The organism is Arthrospiribacter ruber, assembly GCF_019343195.1.
GTDB lineage: Bacteria > Bacteroidota > Bacteroidia > Cytophagales > Cyclobacteriaceae > Arthrospiribacter > Arthrospiribacter ruber.
Genome location: NZ_RPHB01000007.1, coordinates 307,330 through 323,928, shown reverse-complemented (window position 1 = coordinate 323,928; position 16,599 = coordinate 307,330). Strand labels below are relative to the sequence as shown.

Sequence of the window (16,599 nt, the reverse complement as noted above, 5' to 3'; positions counted from 1 at the left end):
GCCTCAGAAGCATGGCTTTGAAACCCTTCTTTTCTATTAGGTTTACTAGGAAGCTTCCCAATGAAAATCAGGGTAAAAAAGACTTTCAGAAAAAAATCAGATCAACTGAGGGGGTTGCCAAATGGAAAAACAGGTTTCTTGAAAAACCGGCATCTCAAGCACATATTCATTAGAAATAATCCTGTCTGGCTCTATGGCTTCAAATTGAAAACGAACTTGGTAAATGAAAACAGAGCAGACCTTGCAGAAAGAAAAGGGCGGGCAGCATTGGTTCTCAGCATGCTCAGAGGCATGCTGCTCTGTATGCTCTACATGGTCGCAATCATGTTCAGCATGGACAGGCATACAGACCAAAAAGACAACATAGCCTATCAAAAAGAAGGAAACCAAACTTTTCATTACTCTAAGTTATGATTTTCTTTTAATAAAAAATCACGGTCTTATTTCTGTACGCCAACACTTTCCTTTCCAAGTGGTATTTGATGGCTTTGGAAAGCACTACTTTTTCCACATCCTGACCGATCTGAACGAGATCAGAGGGAGAGTTATGATGTCTAACCCGGGCCACTTCCTGTTCGATAATAGGGCCTGCATCCAGTTCTTCTGTTACATAATGTGCGGTAGCTCCAATGATCTTCACACCTCTTTCATAAGCGGCATGATATGGCTTGGCCCCAACAAAAGCAGGCAAGAATGAATGGTGGATATTGATAATTTTGTTTGGATATTCCTTAATAAAATCCCCACTCAAAATCTGCATGTAACGGGCCAATACTACAAAGTCTACCTTGTGTTTTTGCAATAAATCAAGCTGTTGTTTTTCAACTTCAGCTTTGTTGGTCTTGTCTATCGGTAAATGGTAAAATGGAATCCGAAATGCGGTCACCACTTTTTTCAAATCCAGGTGATTGGATATGACCAGAGGAATTTCGACATCAAATTGTCCGGAATAATACCTGCTAAGAATATCAAAAAGACAGTGGGAGAGTTTTGACACAAAAAGAGCCATTCTGGGCTTTTGTGTATTGAAATGTAGCTCGAACTTCATTTCAAGGCTATCTGCAACTTCTTTTTGAAAAGCAGCTGCAATCAGGTCTTTTTCCAGGCCAAAACTATCCAGATCCCAGGATGCACGCATGAAAAACATACCGATTTCTTCATCCACATGTTGGTCTACTTCAAGGATATTCCCTTGATAGGTATACAAAAAGTCAGATACTTTGGCTACAATACCCTTTTTGTCAGGACATTGTACTAAAATTGTCGCCGTTCTCATTAAAATATTACTTTAAATGTTGGATTGGTTGTATAAATTAAAATTAATGCTCATCATTACAGTTAACTAGAACATTAAATTGAATGTCTGTTTACCGTTTGATTATTAGCTTTTGCATTTGCATAAGCCATGCTGTTTCAGGACAAAATTATGATTTAGTCAAGGAATACAAAATCAATGATTACGATAATTATCCTGGACTGAATAATGGAGTGGTTTATCCTGAGAAAGACCCACTTTTGCGAGATGATCCAAGCTATGGAGAAAAGTCCTTTCAAATGGCCCAACTGGCCTATGAAGGATATGATTTTGTAAGGAAAAATATCATGTATGATGTCTTTAGAGATGAGTTGGTCATCTTATCATCAGATCAAAGAATGTCCATTATACTGAATTCTGATTTAGTTGATCAGGTTAGCTTTTCGGAAGGGACGGTTATTGTAAAAAAAGAATCAAATCCCGGTTATAGGTATCACAGAAATGGTTTTTATAGATTGGTCTGGGATGGTGAAATGAAATTGCTCGCCAAACACAGAAAAAGTTTGCAGACTTTTTCTTCCCCGTCAGATTATTACAGGTTTTTTTCCAAGCATACAGACTATTTTGTCAAAAAGGGAGATGACTGGACGCTAGTAGAGAATCAAAATCAGTTGATCAGGGATTTGGAAGTTGACAAAAAGGCTTTTAAAAGGTATGCCAAAGACCTGGATCTCAAATTCAAAAGAGATAAAGATAATTATTTGATAGAACTGTTAAGGTTCAGTGAAAAGGAGATCAAAGAGCAATGAAAGTAAAATTGATTTTCTCTTTTTCTCTCCTATTATTGGTCTTTCCCCAAACATTACTTTGGGCACAGTCACAAAAAGGAGAACCTATCAGCGGAATCTTTTTGGGTATAACTTTCGAGCGCTTTGCCGAAAGGATAGAGGCCAATACAGGATACCGGTTTTTTTTCAAAAATGAAGATGTAGAAGAGGTAAAAGTAAATTTCAGTGCTGATAAAAATGAACTTACAGATATCCTACAAGCTCTTTTTGCCAATACCACTCTCCGATTTTTTATTGATGATGACGGGAATGTCTTTATCACCAAAGGAAGGGTGATTGACGGACGGGTTCATGCGGGCTATAGGCTCTTGCCCAATACTCAAGCAGATTCAATAGAAAAGGCTCAAGAAACTATTACCCAAAGAGAAAGCTCCGACTTGGATCAATATACCCTTTGGGAAATTGGCAGTGCAGCCACCCATGATGGAAGTGGTATTGCTATTTTGAAGGGAACAGTCAGGTCCAAATCGGAAAAGAGTCCAATTCCAGGTGCTTTGGTCACAGGTCCCCAGATTTCAGAAAGGGTAGTTTCGGATCAAAACGGCAATTTTTCTCTAAGGCTACCTTTGGGAAGGCAAATGGTAATGATTCAAGGTTTCGGGCTTGGACAGGAAAGAAGGAATCTCAACATCCTTGGAGATGGAAGCTTGGATATTGAAATGGAAGAGGACTATATCAGTCTGGGCGAAGTGACGGTGAGTTCTACCAGATCTGTCCAAGTAGAAAAGGTGCAGATGGGTGTATCTACCATGGATATCTCAACCATGAAAAGATTACCATTGCTTCTAGGTGAAGTGGATGTGATCAGGTCAATACTCACATTGCCGGGTGTCAGTACTGTAGGGGAAGCCAGTGTAGGTTTCAATGTTCGGGGAGGCGCTGCAGACCAAAACCTTATTCTTTACAATGATGCAACGATTTTCAACCCCAGTCACTTGTTTGGTTTCTTTTCAGCTTTCAACCCTGACATGGTGAGTGGGGTGGAACTTTATAAGTCGGGAATACCGATACAGCATGGGGGCCGCTTGTCTTCAGTACTTGATGTGGAGGGAACGTACGGCAATGATGAGCAAATCAAAGGAGGCGGTGGTATAGGACTTCTTAGCAGCAGGTTGAATTTAGAGGGCCCAATTGGAGAGAACACGACTTTTCATTTAGGAGGACGGACTACCTATTCCAATTGGCTTCTCAGTCTTTTAGACGAATCTACCGGGTTTAATAATGGCAGGGCTTCATTTTTTGATATAAACCTGAATATGAAGCATCAATTGAATGATAGAAACAACATCATGCTTACTGCTTATGTCAGCGGGGACAGTTTCCGTTTTGAAAGGGACACCACATTTTCTTATTACAACCGTAATTTGAATATTTCTTGGGAACACATTGGGCATGCTGATTTGTCTTTTAGGACTACTGTAGGATACGATGGTTATGAATTCAATATCCTAAGCGACCTTTCCCCATCCCGGGCTTTTGACTTCGATTTTGGAATCAACCAATTTCATTTAAAAACGGTGGCCAATTATACCGGGCTTGAAAAGCATAAAATTCATTTTGGTGCATCTGCTAACTTAATGGAGTTGAATCCTGGCAGAATAGCACCTTCCAATGAGGAGTCTCTGGTGTTGGGCCAAAGAGTGGATTTAGAAAGAGGTTTGGAATCAACCTTGTTCTTGAATGATGAGTGGGAATTGAGCGAAAAACTCAGCTTGAGTTTAGGGGCTAGGTTGATGCTGTATCAGTTTTTAGGTCCTGCTGACATAGACATTTATCGGGAAGGGGTGATCAAAACAGGCGAAACGGTGGTCGAAACGATTGGGTTTTCTACCAACGAAGTAGCACAAAACTACTTTGGACCAGAGTTTAGGTTTTTCGCCAGATACCTTCTCAACCAACATAGCTCAATCAAAGCTGGCTTTTCCAGTTCAAGACAACACCTGCATCTCGTGACCAATACATCTGCTATAGCTCCCACTGATACCTGGAAGCTCAGCGATCCTCATGTAAGACCTCAGCTGGGAAATCAGGTTTCTGCCGGATATTTCACGGTGATTCCTTCTAAAAATCTGGAGCTTTCATTCGAAACGTTTTACCGCACCATGGATAATCTGCTGGATTACAGAAGTGGAGCCACCCTCATTCTCAACAATGCTCTTGAGCGGGACATTCTGGCTTCAGAAGGGAAGGCTTATGGGGTGGAGTTTTTGCTTAAAAAGGACATTGGAAGGCTCAACGGTTGGTTGAGCTACACTTACTCAAGGTCTCTTCTAAGGACTTCGCCGGAGGAGCTGGGTCAAAAAATCAACAATGGGCGTTTTTATCCTAGCAATTTCGATCAGCCGCATGATGTGTTTTTGGTTTTGAATTATGAGATTACCAAAAGGGTCATGCCTTCACTAACAGCTAACTACAGCACCGGTAGACCGATTACGTTACCCATAGCCAAATTTGATTATCTGGATGTAGAAAGGGTTTATTTTTCTGACAGAAATGCTTACCGTATTCCTGATTTCTTCAGAATAGATGCTTCCGTAAATTTTGAGGGAAACCATAGAATTGAAAAATTGGCTCACTCCTCCTGGTCTGTAGGGGTGTACAACCTTCTGGGAAGATCCAATCCTTATTCCGCTTATTTTACCCCGATCAATGGTACTTTGCAGGGCTTTCAGCTTTCCATTTTTGCCAGACCTATTCCATTTGTCACTTATAATTTCAGATTTTAAAATTAAGAATATAGATTAAAAAATGCGAAGAGTATTGTTTGTAAGTTGGATGTTGTTGCTTTTGGTTTCCTGTAGGGAAATTTTTGAGCCTGAAGTTGTCTTCGTGGACTTTGGGTTTTTGGTAGTGGAAGGCAATATAGAAGTAGGTGGAAATGAGGATGGATTGATCAGGTTAAGCAGAACACGAAGTATTTATGACAGTACCGCTTCCCAGACTATTACCAATGCTGAAGTATGGGCAGAATCTGAAAACGGAGACCGTTATTTTTTTATACACAATGGAACTGGTAATTACCTTTGTCAGGAAACAATCCCATTTGGGCAAAATTATAGACTTCAGATAAGGATCGCTGACGGTTCGGCTTACACTTCTGCATGGCTGACTCCCAAAAGGACTCCAGAGATAGAGGAAGTGTACTTCGAAAGGGAAGAAGATGAAGTTTTTATTTACCTTGATGCAGCTGGGGGAAATGAGTCAGATTATCTTTTTTGGAGTACTCGGGAAGTATGGCAATTTGCCACTCCTTTTACTTCATTTTATAGATTGGATCCTGATCTAGGTGATCTGGTAGTGAGGGATGAAGTGAGAAATATATGCTTCAAGGAGGAAAATGGAGGTAATATTTTGCTTGCCGAAACCAGCAGATTTGAAAATGGAAAAATCAACAGGCAAATGCTTACCAGAATTCCTGAAGGTTCTGAGAAGCTCGGGATCCGGTATTCTATCGAAGTGGCACAAAGGTCCATTGACGTAGAAGCTTTTGAATTTTGGGACATTATGAGAAAGAATACAGACGATGTGGGAGGGATTTTCAGCCCCATGCCTTCGATCATTCCAGGCAATGTCAGGAATGTTGACGATCCTGAAGAGCCTGTAATTGGTTTTGTGGGAATTGGGTCTACAGAAAGAAAGCGAATCTATATCAATAATGGTGATGTATTCCCTTGGAGGACCCAAATACCGGATTACAATAATTGTGTCTTGCAGGATACGGTATTAAGTTTTCAGTTTTCCACCTACTTTGCCAACGATCGTTTTGTAGCATTGTATGGCATAGAAACGTTGGACGAAAACCTGGATTTTGCCATTGGATATTTGACAACGACACTTTTCTGTGGGGATTGTACCTTAAGGGGAGAGTTACAGGCACCTGATTTTTGGGAGGAAAGATGGTAAATTCAAACAGCGGACATATAGTCAGAATGCTCATTTTTTTCAGTCTGTTTTTTCTGAAGGCGCAATTCGATTGTTTTGGAATTTCTAATCCTGAGATCAATTCCTCTGGTTTTGTATCATCTCAAAAAGTCCTTTCGGGGGATTTTGTGCTACTTCATTATCAGGCTACTATATCAGGTGAGGCCAGTCCTGAGCGTGTGGCATATGCAGAAGTCCTGGATGATAGTGGTATGGCGGTGCTACAGGTTATGTTTGAGTTGAAGGACGGAAAGGGACAGGCTATAATAAATTTGCCTGATATCTTACCGACAGGGTATTATCTGTTGAGGGCCTATACCAGGCTTAGTAAGCAAAATTTCAAAAGTTCCGGAGTTTTTCACCATTGGTTGGGAGTGATCAACCCCGAACAAGCTCCTGATAGGGATCTGAACGGAAAAATCGCACAGGAAACTTATCAAGAAGAGGGAGGTGGTTTTCAAGCTGAAAAACGGGTATTTTCACCTGGAGAGTTTATTGAAATCCAAGTACCGAATATGCGTTCGGATAATTTGGCAATAGCAGCAGCACTTGACTTCAGGTCTGCTTTGTCCGAAATAGACCTGAGAGATATTCAAATCAGGTATGAGCAAGAAGTATCAAATACTGAGATAGTCCCTGAAATTTATGGTCCGATCATAAAATTGAAGGGAGGTAAAGCAGACAGTAAGGAGCCTGTTTTGGTCAATACTTCCGGAAAAACCAATAAGTTTTTTGCTTCCAAATGGGATAAAAACGGAGAAGTCACTATTGACTTGGGAAAGGTGTCTACCATGGACTTTTTGACTTTACAGTCTCAGGAAAAGGAAGCTTTGGGTCAAGTGTATATGGAAACTCCTTTCTGGAAGTCAAAACCCATTGTGGATAAGTGGCCTCAAATGGTTATGACTGAGGACATGTATGATGTTGTGAAGCGGGTATATATTGGAAAGCAGCTCATGGATTATTTTCACCCTATTCCTGATATATCGCCTTCTATAGTGATTTTGAATCCTTCCAAATCATATTTGCTGAGAGACTACAATGCCTTTGATGACCTTTGGACTGTGTTCAGGGAATATGTAGGTGAGGTATTGGTCAGAAGTCAGGGTAGAAAATCCCTTTTGAGAGTGATCAATCCTTCTACCGAAAGGGCATTTCAAAATGATCCTCTGATCTTACTGGACGGACTTCCAATATTGGATACAGACGCTTTGTTGCGGCATTCTCCAGAAGATATCAGAGAAATCAGGGTAAGTAATCAGGTATTCTTAAATCACGGAGTAGCATTTGATGGAGTGATACAGTTGTTTTCCTTCAAAGGAGATTTGGGAGGATTCCCTGTTCCTAAAGACCTCCTCTTGATTCCTTACAGTGGCTTGCAGCCTTTCAGGGAATTCAATGATTGGGTATTGGAAATACCAACAGGAAAGGTGCCTGATAAAAGAAGAATTCTGTATTGGGATACTTTGGTAAAGCCACAGGATGATCAGGGGCTTTCGATAAAATTTACCGCACCGGAATTGCCGGGAGATTATGTATTACGGGTTCATTCTTGGGATAAGTCCCACGACAAAAAGGTATCAACGATCCATTTTGAAATAAAAATAACAGGATTTTAATCCAGTAAAGCCTCAATATCCTCCTTACTGAGACTCTTCATAAAGCTTTCTTCAGTGGAAATAAGCTCTCCCGCCAGAGCCATTTTTCTTTCCTGAAGGGCCATGATCTTTTCCTCAACGGTATTTCTGGTGATGAATTTGTAAATGATGACTTTATTTTCCTGACCTATCCTGTGCGCTCTGTCAATTGCCTGTGCCTCTACGGCCGGATTCCACCAAGGGTCGAGTAAAAAGACATACTCCGCAGCAGTCAGGTTTAGGCCTACTCCACCGGCTTTAAGGGAAATGAGGAATATTTTGACCTCTGGGTCTTCCTGGAAAGACCTTACCTGTGCTTGCCGGTCTTTTGTAGTACCATCCAGATAGGCATATTTCATTTTTTCTTCGTCAAGGTATTCTCTAACGATGCCAAGATGCCTTACAAATTGACTGAAGATAAGTACCTTGTGGCCTTCACTAGCCGTGGCGTGCAACATGTGGATAACATCCTCAAGTTTTCCGGAATCAGAACTATAATCTTTATCTGTCAACCTTGGGTGATTGGCAATCTGCCTCAATTGGGTCAAGCCTCTCAACAAAGTAAATTGCTGATTTCTTAAACCAGGAATGGACATTTCCTTGACAATTTTTTCCCGATAATAGCCCTTAATCTCTTCATAGGCTTTTTCCTGATCGGCCGTCATGGTAGAATATTTCACATTGATGACTTTTTCAGGCAAGTCAGTGGCAACTTGGGTTTTCAGTCTCCTCAGAATAAATGGCTTGATCAATGCATGTAGCTTGGCAGCCTTGTCCATGTCATTTTGTTTTTCTATTGGTAAAAGAAACTGTTTCTTGAACATATTCTGATTGCCCAATAGCCCCTTGTTGATAAAGTTCATTTGTGACCAGAGGTCCATTGTGCCGTTTTCTACAGGAGTACCGGTGAGTATTAGTTTTTGTCTACAGTTCAGTTCCCCTACCGCTTTTGAAATAATACTGCCCGGATTTTTGATGGCTTGAGATTCATCTAAGATTACATAGTTGAAATAAAACTCCTTCAGGATATCTATGTCCATTCTGATGATCCCATAAGAAGTAAGGACCAGGTCATAATTGGCAAATCGCTTCGTATCCTTAATTCGCTGAGTGCCTGTATAGGTCATGATTTTCAGACCGGGAGTAAACTTCTTGGCTTCGAGTTCCCAGTTGTAAATCAGCGAAGTGGGCATGACGAGCAATGAAGTCATGCCAGGACTGACTTCTTTTTGGTGCGCCAATAGGGCTAAGGTCTGAACAGTTTTTCCAAGGCCCATGTCATCAGCCAGACAACCTCCAAATTTGTATTCGGCCAAAAATCTCAGCCAATTGTAACCTGCTTTCTGATATGGACGGAGTTTTCCATTGAAAGTAGGCGGAAGGTCATAATCTTCAATTTGACTAAAGTCCCTAAGCTTTTGGAGTTTTCTGCTGAGCGTGAGCTGTAGGAGATTGCTTTCCTGAAGCTCCTGCGCCAGGGCAATATGGTGTTTCTTCAATACCAATGCCTGATCGGTAACATTTTCCTGTTCTTCCAGAAAAGCAAACATTTCCGAATAGTTTACAAACCAGGAATTTGGAATTACCGCTATTTCCCCATTGGGAAGCTCAAACTCAGATTTTCCCTGCAAGAGCATTTTGCGGATTTTGTGGAAAGGGATTTCATAAGGCCCAAACTTGACCAAAGCATGCACATCAAACCAGTCTATGTTTTCTTTTACTTCTACAGAGATATGAGCATGTCCTATAAAGTAACGCTTTCCCTTAAGTGTGTCAGCTTGCCGAATCTGAATGCCTTTTTGCTCGAGGTTTTCCTTAAAATTATTGATCCATCCAAATGCTTTGGATTTGGCCAGGGAAAATTTGGAAGCATTTACAGGGAGGCCCAGCTCTTTGAGGTAATCTCCATAGGTTTTTTCCTTCTCCAGGTCCCTTATTACTTTGTGAAAAACATAATAGTCTTCAATCTGCTCCAATTTTACATTGTTGTCTTTTTTCTCTTCTGAGCGGAATTCATATTCCCCATACTGGAACTTGAGGTCAAAGACAATCTTGTCCTCCTCTTCTTCTTCAGATTGGTTTCCAAATAGATCTGTTTTGGGCATTCCGGGGAGATCACTTAAGTTGAGGACCGCAGCAGGCTGGTTTCTGACTACATTTATGTCAAAACCCTTGGCATAGACATCAAATGAGGAAACCAATTGGGTCACAAACTTTTCGTAGTACTGCTTCTCGACTTTCCTGGGAATGACTATGAATTTTTTGTTGAGGAAAGGTTGCAGTTTCTTTCCGTCCACATCTTTTTGAAAACTATAAAGCCTATTATCTACGACAAGCCATGCCGGTTCGTGACAGATCAGATAGGCATTTTTGTATTGCCATTCCAGTTTTTCCCCCGTGTATTTAATGGTAGGGAAGTAATGGGTGTTGTCTTCGTTTCTTCTGAAATGGAAAAGCACTGAGGCTTTTTCGGGCATAATGTTTATTTCCTTCCAGATAGGATTGCCGTCATTGCCCATTTCAAAAAGTCTTTTCCCTTTTAGGTTATCCAGGATTTTTGCTCGCAGGTTTTCGAGTTTTGTTTCGATGAGTTCCTGAATGGTTTTATTTTCAGTTTTGGGATCGTAGATCTTCCTTAGGTACTCCTTAGGCTTGAGTTTTTTGGTGTTGAATTTTTTGACCACAGCATCCTGCTGCATGTCATCCATCCATTTGATGAGTTTGTAGTCCATTTCATCTAGGCCGGAAGCAAATTCCGGAGCATTGATGCTGGAAATATTCTGATTGGCAAATGAAAGCCTTCCCTTTTCATCCAATTGTACCACAAAGGATTCAAATAAGAGCCCTAGGTACTCATGACTGAAAATAGCATAAATGATTTCAAAAGGTTTTTCAGAGGAAACTTTCATGATGTAATCGGAAACCAACGGAGCAAAACCGTTGATCAATTTCAATTTTGCCAATAAAACTAGTTCGAAAAATACATAATTAATCCTGATAATAAAAGCAGTTATAGGATGGATTGATCCTATTTTTTCAAACCTTGTATCCAATTGAAGTGCTTCAGCCAAGTATTTGTTAAAAATTACTTGAATATCAGAGAGCTTCACATTAAGACTTTTTATCCATTTATCAGAAAATTTGTAGGTGTGGACAGGATAGTTTTGAATTCATAAATAATAGTGGGATTTTACTGCTGTTTTGAATCTTACTCCTCGATGACTTCTTCTCTTAGCCGACAGTTGGGGCTTTCCGCTTTGGTGGCCACCGGTGTGTGTTCCATGTTGGGAGCCTCCATCAATGTGGTTCCTTTCATGATTCAGCGTAATGTGCCAGGTATAGGCCCTTATGTCTTATATGCATTTGCTTTTGCAGCAATTCCGGCTTTGTTGGCGGCTATGGCATATAGTATTTTGGCTACTTCCATGCCTAGAGCTGGAGGGAGTTATGTTTATGCCAGTAGGGGACTCAATCCGTACCTTGGTTTTGTTGCCAGTTTTTCCCAATGGTTTGGTTTATCTGTAGTCATTGGCGTAGTAGCTTATGTTACGGTGCCGTTTTTTAGGGACATAGCAGCCAATTTGGGTTATCCACAATTGGCAGCTGTTTTTGAGACAGGCTGGGTACGAGTCGGCTTGGCTTTGACCATGCTGTGGGTCTTTGTATATGTAAACATTCAGGGCGCCAAACAATATGAAAAAACTGTGGTACCCTTGATGATCGTAATGTTTATTTTGGGAAGCGTGGTGATTTTCGCCGGCTACGCCTTGACGCAGGAAGATTTCCTAATGGCTTATGAGGCAAAGACAGGTGTGAAGGCAACTCTTGTTGATCATGGGGATTTTGATTTGCTTACATTTTTTTCTGCGGGATCCATACTTTTCGCCAGTTTCATAGGTTTTGACAGCATAGCACAAGCCGGTGGGGAAGCCAAAGATCCATCGAGGTCATTGCCTTTGGCGATTGGCTTGACCATATTGATAGTAGGTGGGTATTATATGTTATTTTCCGGAGCTGTTTATCATGCTGTTCCATGGTCATTTGTTGCTTCTGAAGCATTGATAAGAGATATTACAGCGCCAGGCCTTTTGGGGTATTTATTGCCTTCAGGGTTGACTGTGCTGATTATTGCGGGTGCAGCTATTGCACTCATCAATGATCTGCCTGCAATGTTGCTGTCCGTTTCCAGGCTTATGTTTGCATGGTCAGAAGATGGTATTTTCCCTAAGTTTATCAGCAAGATCCATCCGGAAAATAAAACCCCTGCAACTGCTATATTGCTTAGCGGAGCAATGGCGAGTGTCGGAATTTTGGGAAGTCATTTTGCAGGGGATTTCTTCTTAGGGATTGATATTATGGTGACCTCCATGATGGTCAATTTTTTATTGATGTGCTTTACCTTATTGAGCATTGACAAGGTCAACCCCGGATTGGCTATGGAAATTAGTTTGGTGAAGAAAAAATGGATGAGAAAGGCTATTGGTGTCACAGGAGTGCTGGTTCTGCTGTTTTTTCTGGCAGTTCATGTTTGGAAGGATTTTCAGGCCGAGGTGGAGGCTTGGTATTTTCATTCCACTCCGATTTGGCTGATGGTAATGGGTCTGGCAAGTCTGATATTTGCCTTTCAATATAATGCATTGAAAAACAGTGGAAAAGATGTGGATAAGCACTTTAAAATACTACCTTAAAAATGATGGATAAACAGAAAACAAGTAGATTATCTGATAGCTTGGTGATTTCCAAGGTTCTTACCGGGCTATGGCAGGTAGCAGATATGGAGAGAAATGGGGATCAATTGGACCCTGTAGCTACCTCTAAAGCCATGAAGCCCTATGTAGAATCAGGCTTGACCACTTTTGATATGGCGGATCACTATGGATCTGCTGAGTTGATAGCCGGGGAATTTTTAAAGCAATTCGGTAAAGAAAATTCTTCCCAAATGTTGACAAAGTGGGTTCCAAAGCCAGGTAAATCCTCCAAAGAAGAGACCCGGAGGGCTGTGGAGCTTGCTTTGAGCCGGATGAAATGTGACAGTATTGACCTCATGCAGTTTCATGCATGGATGTATGCTGACCCAGTGTGGTTGGACCAGCTTTTTTGGCTGCAGGAACTGAAAGAAGAAGGCTTGATCAAAAATATAGGTCTGACCAACTTCGATGCAGCACACTTGCAGATAGCATGTGCTTCCGGAGTTTCCATAGTGAGTAATCAGGTTTGTCATTCCATTTTGGACAATAGAGCGGCATTGGACATGGCAGTGGTATGCCATCAATATGGCGTGAAGGTGTTGGCTTTTGGTACCCTTGCAGGAGGGTTTTTATCAGACAGGTGGTTGGGTAAAGCAGAGCCTTCCACACAGACGGGAGCTACTTGGTCACAGATGAAGTACAAGCGTTTTATCGATGTAGCTGGGGGTTGGAATAGGTTTCAGGAACTTTTGCTGACCCTGGATTTTGTTGCCAAAAAACACCAAGTAAGTATTGCCAACGTTGCTTCAAAATTTATTATGGAACAGGCTCATGTAGGTGGGGTAATTATTGGGGCAAGGTTAGGTGAAAGTGAGCATATTTCTGATACTGTTAGGCTTTTTGATTTTAACCTAAGTGAAGAAGATAGGCAGCTGATAAAAGAGGCTCAGCAAAAGTTATCCACAATTCCGGGTGATTGCGGAGACGAATACCGGAAACCGCCATTTTTGACTGCTTCGGGTGATTTGAGCCATCATTTGGAGGAAATTCCAAAGCCATTTGAGCTTGTTCTGAAGCCAAATGGTACGCAGCAGGTATTCAGTGGCACACCTTGGGAAGAAATGGCCGGATACTGCAGGGCTATTCGAAAAGGAAAGAGGATTACTGTTTCAGGAACCACCGCTACACATGGAAGTAAGATCATTGGGGGAAATGATGCAGCAGCGCAGACTCATTTTATCATAGATAAAATAGAGGCAGCCTTGATTTCACTAGGCAGTACGCTGGAAGATGTAGTGAGGACCAGAATATTTGTGGATAACTTGGAAAAATGGGAGGCTGTTGCCAGAGCCCATGGAAAAAGATTTTCGGGAATACAACCCGCCAATACTTTGGTTGAGGCGAGATTGGTTGGTTCCAGTTATTTGGTTGAAATAGAGGCGGATGCAGAGTTGGATTAAGGAGTTATCCACAGAGTAAACCTGTGGGTTTTTATATGTAAATTAGCTTGCCTATCACACATAATTTTCGACATGAAAAAACTATTGATCTTTCTTATACTGTTGTCCCACACTTCTTTTGCTCAGGACAGCAAAACCAATATTCCTGAACCTAAGAAGTTCGAGTCTTCCCATGAGGGGACTTTCAATGGAGCCAAAATCAGGTACAAGGCCATGGCTGGTGAGACCTATCTGAAAAATGATGATGAGCCAGTGGCTTCCATTTGGTCTACTTCATATATAAAAGAAGGAGATGATAGAAACAGGCCTGTGATATTTGTTTTCAATGGAGGACCGGGTTCTGCTTCTATTTGGTTGCACATGGGAGTTTTTGGCCCTAGGGTTGTGGATGTGGATTCTGAGGCCCGTGAGGATGATGGGGCAGCACCATACAAAGTTATCCACAATGAATTGGCACTTCTGGATGTAGCCGATCTGGTATTTGTAGACCCTGTAGGGACTGGCTATAGCAAGGTTGTGGGTAAAGGCAAAGAGGAAGATTTTTGGGGACTTAACGAAGATGCTGCTTCCATTGCCAAGTTTATGAGAATGTGGATAACACAAAACAAGCGCTGGCAATCTCCTAAGTACATTGCCGGGGAAAGCTTTGGAACTACCAGAGCGGCAGCTGTGACTGCAGCATTGGAGAAGGGTGGTCAGGCGATGGCTTTAAACGGGTTGATTTTGATTTCTCAAGCTTTGGATTATCAGGGATCGACTTCCAAGCATGACAATATTGCCTCTTACTTTACTTATTTTCCAACTATGGCAGCCACTTCATGGTACCATAGCAAATCAGGTCAAGGGAAGTCGCTTGAAGAATTTTTGGATGAAGCCAGGGCATTTGCTTATAATGAATACTTGCCTGCTTTGTATAAGGGAAATTTACTGGAACTATCCGAGAAGGAAAAAATTGCAGAAAGGATCAATTATTTCTTGGGATTGGACAAGGATTATATACTCAGGTCTGACAATAGAATCTTGAGCTATAGATTCCTTAAAGAATTATTGAGAGATCAGGGAAAAACTATAGGAACTTTGGATAGCAGGTATTTTGCTGAAGAGGGAGATCAGGTGGCAGAGTATCCTACTTTGGGTGACCCTTCCAGTTATGGGATTGATGCTGCTTATTTTGCAGGATTACAGGATTACTTTGCAGAAAATCTAAAGGTAGATATGGAGGAAAGGCCTTATTTGACTTCTAATTCCTCCATTTATGGAAAATGGAATTGGAGACCTGTTCCTCAGGGTGCAGGTTGGGAGCCTTCATATGTAAACGTAGCAAGGAGTCTTGGAGAATCCATGAGAAGAAATAAGGATTTAAAGGTGATGGTTGCCAATGGATATTACGACATGATCACTCCTTTTTTGGATGCTGAATATACTTTTGCCAGGCATGACATACCTATGGAAAGGGTGCACATGTTTTATTATAAAGGTGGACACATGATGTACAATCATAGGCCGGATTTTGAAAAACTTATCTCTGATATCCGGGGTTTCCTGGACAAATGAGCATAAAAAAAGGGTGCAGCAGCAAAGTTGCACCCTTTTTTAATTCATTGTAAATTATCCTTTTTACTTCTCTTATACAACTACACTATATAGCTCTTTTAATTTTTGCACGGTGTAATCTACTTCATCTATGGTGTTGAACCTGCTGAAAGAAAAACGGACAGACTCTCTGGAAGGGTCTGCTTTTAAGCTTCTAAGTACATGGGAACCAACTGTAGCACCACTGCTACAGGCAGAACCACCTGAAGCGGAAATTCCGTTCAGGTCCAAGTTGAAAAGCAGCATGCCTGCATTTTCTTCAGAATGAGGTAAGCTTACGTTCAATACAGTATAGAGGCTTTTTTCAAGGTCGCCTGATTGTCCATTGAACTTTACATCGGGAATATGCTGCTTGAGACTTTCAATGAAGTGCTTTTTTAGGGATAAAATGTGATCCCTGTGTCCTTGCATGTCTTCATAAGCCAGCTCTAAGGCTTTTGCTATTCCTACAATTCCGATTACATTTTCTGTACCTCCCCGCATGTTTCTTTCTTGGGCTCCGCCAAAAATAAAAGGGTGGATTTTCTTGTCTTTTCTGACATATAGGAATCCAGAACCTTTTGGCCCATGAAACTTATGGCCTCCTGCTACAATAGAGTCTACCGATAGGGATTTGAGGTCATGTTCATAATGCCCCATGGTCTGTACGGTGTCAGAATGGAAAAAGGAATCATAGCTTTTCGCCAATGAACCTATAGCTTGTAGGTCATTGAGGTTTCCGATTTCATTGTTGGCATGCATGAGAGAGACCATTGATTTTGGATTGTCCTTTAGAAGACTTTCCAAATGGTCCATGTCAATGTCTCCGTTGGGCAGGATATTTACCAAACTTAGTTTGATCTTGCCCTTTTTGGCTAACTGCTCAAGAGTATGCAATACAGCATGGTGCTCAATTGGTGAAGTGATGGCATGAGTCAGCCCATGCGTTTCAATCCCACATACCAGCGCTGTATTGTCAGCTTCTGTACCTCCTGATGTAAAAAAAATCTCAGAGGGACTTGTGTTGAGCAATTCAGCCACCTTTTTCCTCGACCTTTCAATGGCAGTACGTACTTCTCTGCCGTGGCTATGTACTGAGGAGGGGTTTCCGTAATGTTCCCTCATATAGGGAATCATGGCTTCGATAACCCGCTCATCCATGGCTGTGGTAGCGGCGTTGTCAAAATAAACTCTCATCTTTCACGTATTTGGGTTGAT

At 41.4% G+C, this 16,599-nt stretch carries 11 protein-coding genes; 8 read left to right on the top strand and 3 right to left on the bottom strand.

Translation table 11 applies throughout. The annotated features are described in order from the left end of the window. Positions 1-60: 60 nt before the first annotated feature. The gene (locus tag EGN73_RS16060) at positions 61-414 is read left to right on the top strand and encodes a hypothetical protein (protein WP_219292139.1); all 354 of its coding nucleotides are present in this window, start codon (positions 61-63) and stop codon (positions 412-414) included. A gap of 7 nt (positions 415-421) precedes the next feature. On the opposite strand, the gene purU is transcribed toward EGN73_RS16060, so the two are convergent. Then, entirely contained in the window at positions 422-1,276 is an 855-nt protein-coding gene (gene purU, locus EGN73_RS16055; protein WP_219292136.1) for a formyltetrahydrofolate deformylase, read from the bottom strand. 83 nt (positions 1,277-1,359) lie between these two features. Here purU and EGN73_RS16050 point away from each other — a divergent pair, with 83 nt between their 5' ends. The 4 genes from EGN73_RS16050 to EGN73_RS16035 are packed head-to-tail and all read left to right on the top strand — an operon-like array spanning position 1,360 to position 7,643. Beyond that, the gene (locus EGN73_RS16050; RefSeq protein WP_219292131.1) at positions 1,360-2,064 is read left to right on the top strand and encodes a hypothetical protein; all 705 of its coding nucleotides are present in this window, start codon (positions 1,360-1,362) and stop codon (positions 2,062-2,064) included. Continuing rightward, a complete protein-coding gene (locus tag EGN73_RS16045) occupies positions 2,061-4,829 on the top strand; it encodes a TonB-dependent receptor (RefSeq protein WP_219292128.1) in 2,769 nt (922 codons plus the stop codon). Before EGN73_RS16050 ends, EGN73_RS16045 begins: the two co-directional genes overlap by 4 nt. Before the next feature lie 22 nt (positions 4,830-4,851). Further along, positions 4,852-6,006 (top strand): DUF4249 domain-containing protein, encoded by a 1,155-nt coding sequence (locus EGN73_RS16040; RefSeq protein ID WP_219292125.1) that lies wholly within the window; start codon positions 4,852-4,854, stop codon positions 6,004-6,006. After that, on the top strand, positions 6,000-7,643 hold the full coding sequence (locus EGN73_RS16035) for a hypothetical protein (RefSeq protein ID WP_219292122.1): 1,644 nt from the start codon (positions 6,000-6,002) through the stop codon (positions 7,641-7,643). Before EGN73_RS16040 ends, EGN73_RS16035 begins: the two co-directional genes overlap by 7 nt. Here EGN73_RS16035 and EGN73_RS16030 read toward each other — a convergent pair. Further along, the gene (locus EGN73_RS16030) at positions 7,640-10,570 is read right to left on the bottom strand and encodes a DEAD/DEAH box helicase (RefSeq protein ID WP_219292343.1); all 2,931 of its coding nucleotides are present in this window, start codon (positions 10,568-10,570) and stop codon (positions 7,640-7,642) included. The genes EGN73_RS16035 and EGN73_RS16030 overlap by 4 nt on opposite strands. A gap of 309 nt (positions 10,571-10,879) precedes the next feature. Here EGN73_RS16030 and EGN73_RS16025 point away from each other — a divergent pair, with 309 nt between their 5' ends. From EGN73_RS16025 to EGN73_RS16015, 3 genes are all read left to right on the top strand, one after another. Beyond that, positions 10,880-12,349: an APC family permease gene (locus EGN73_RS16025; protein WP_219292119.1), complete on the top strand. Its 1,470-nt coding sequence runs from the start codon at positions 10,880-10,882 to the stop codon at positions 12,347-12,349. A gap of 2 nt (positions 12,350-12,351) precedes the next feature. Further along, complete coding sequence (locus EGN73_RS16020) at positions 12,352-13,809, top strand: aldo/keto reductase (protein ID WP_246611615.1); 1,458 nt, start codon at positions 12,352-12,354, stop codon at positions 13,807-13,809. Between the two features lie 72 nt (positions 13,810-13,881). Continuing rightward, positions 13,882-15,363 (top strand): S10 family peptidase, encoded by a 1,482-nt coding sequence (locus tag EGN73_RS16015; protein WP_219292113.1) that lies wholly within the window; start codon positions 13,882-13,884, stop codon positions 15,361-15,363. 72 nt (positions 15,364-15,435) lie between these two features. On the opposite strand, the gene EGN73_RS16010 is transcribed toward EGN73_RS16015, so the two are convergent. Next, positions 15,436-16,578 (bottom strand): cysteine desulfurase family protein, encoded by a 1,143-nt coding sequence (locus EGN73_RS16010; protein ID WP_219292110.1) that lies wholly within the window; start codon positions 16,576-16,578, stop codon positions 15,436-15,438. Positions 16,579-16,599: the final 21 nt, after the last annotated feature.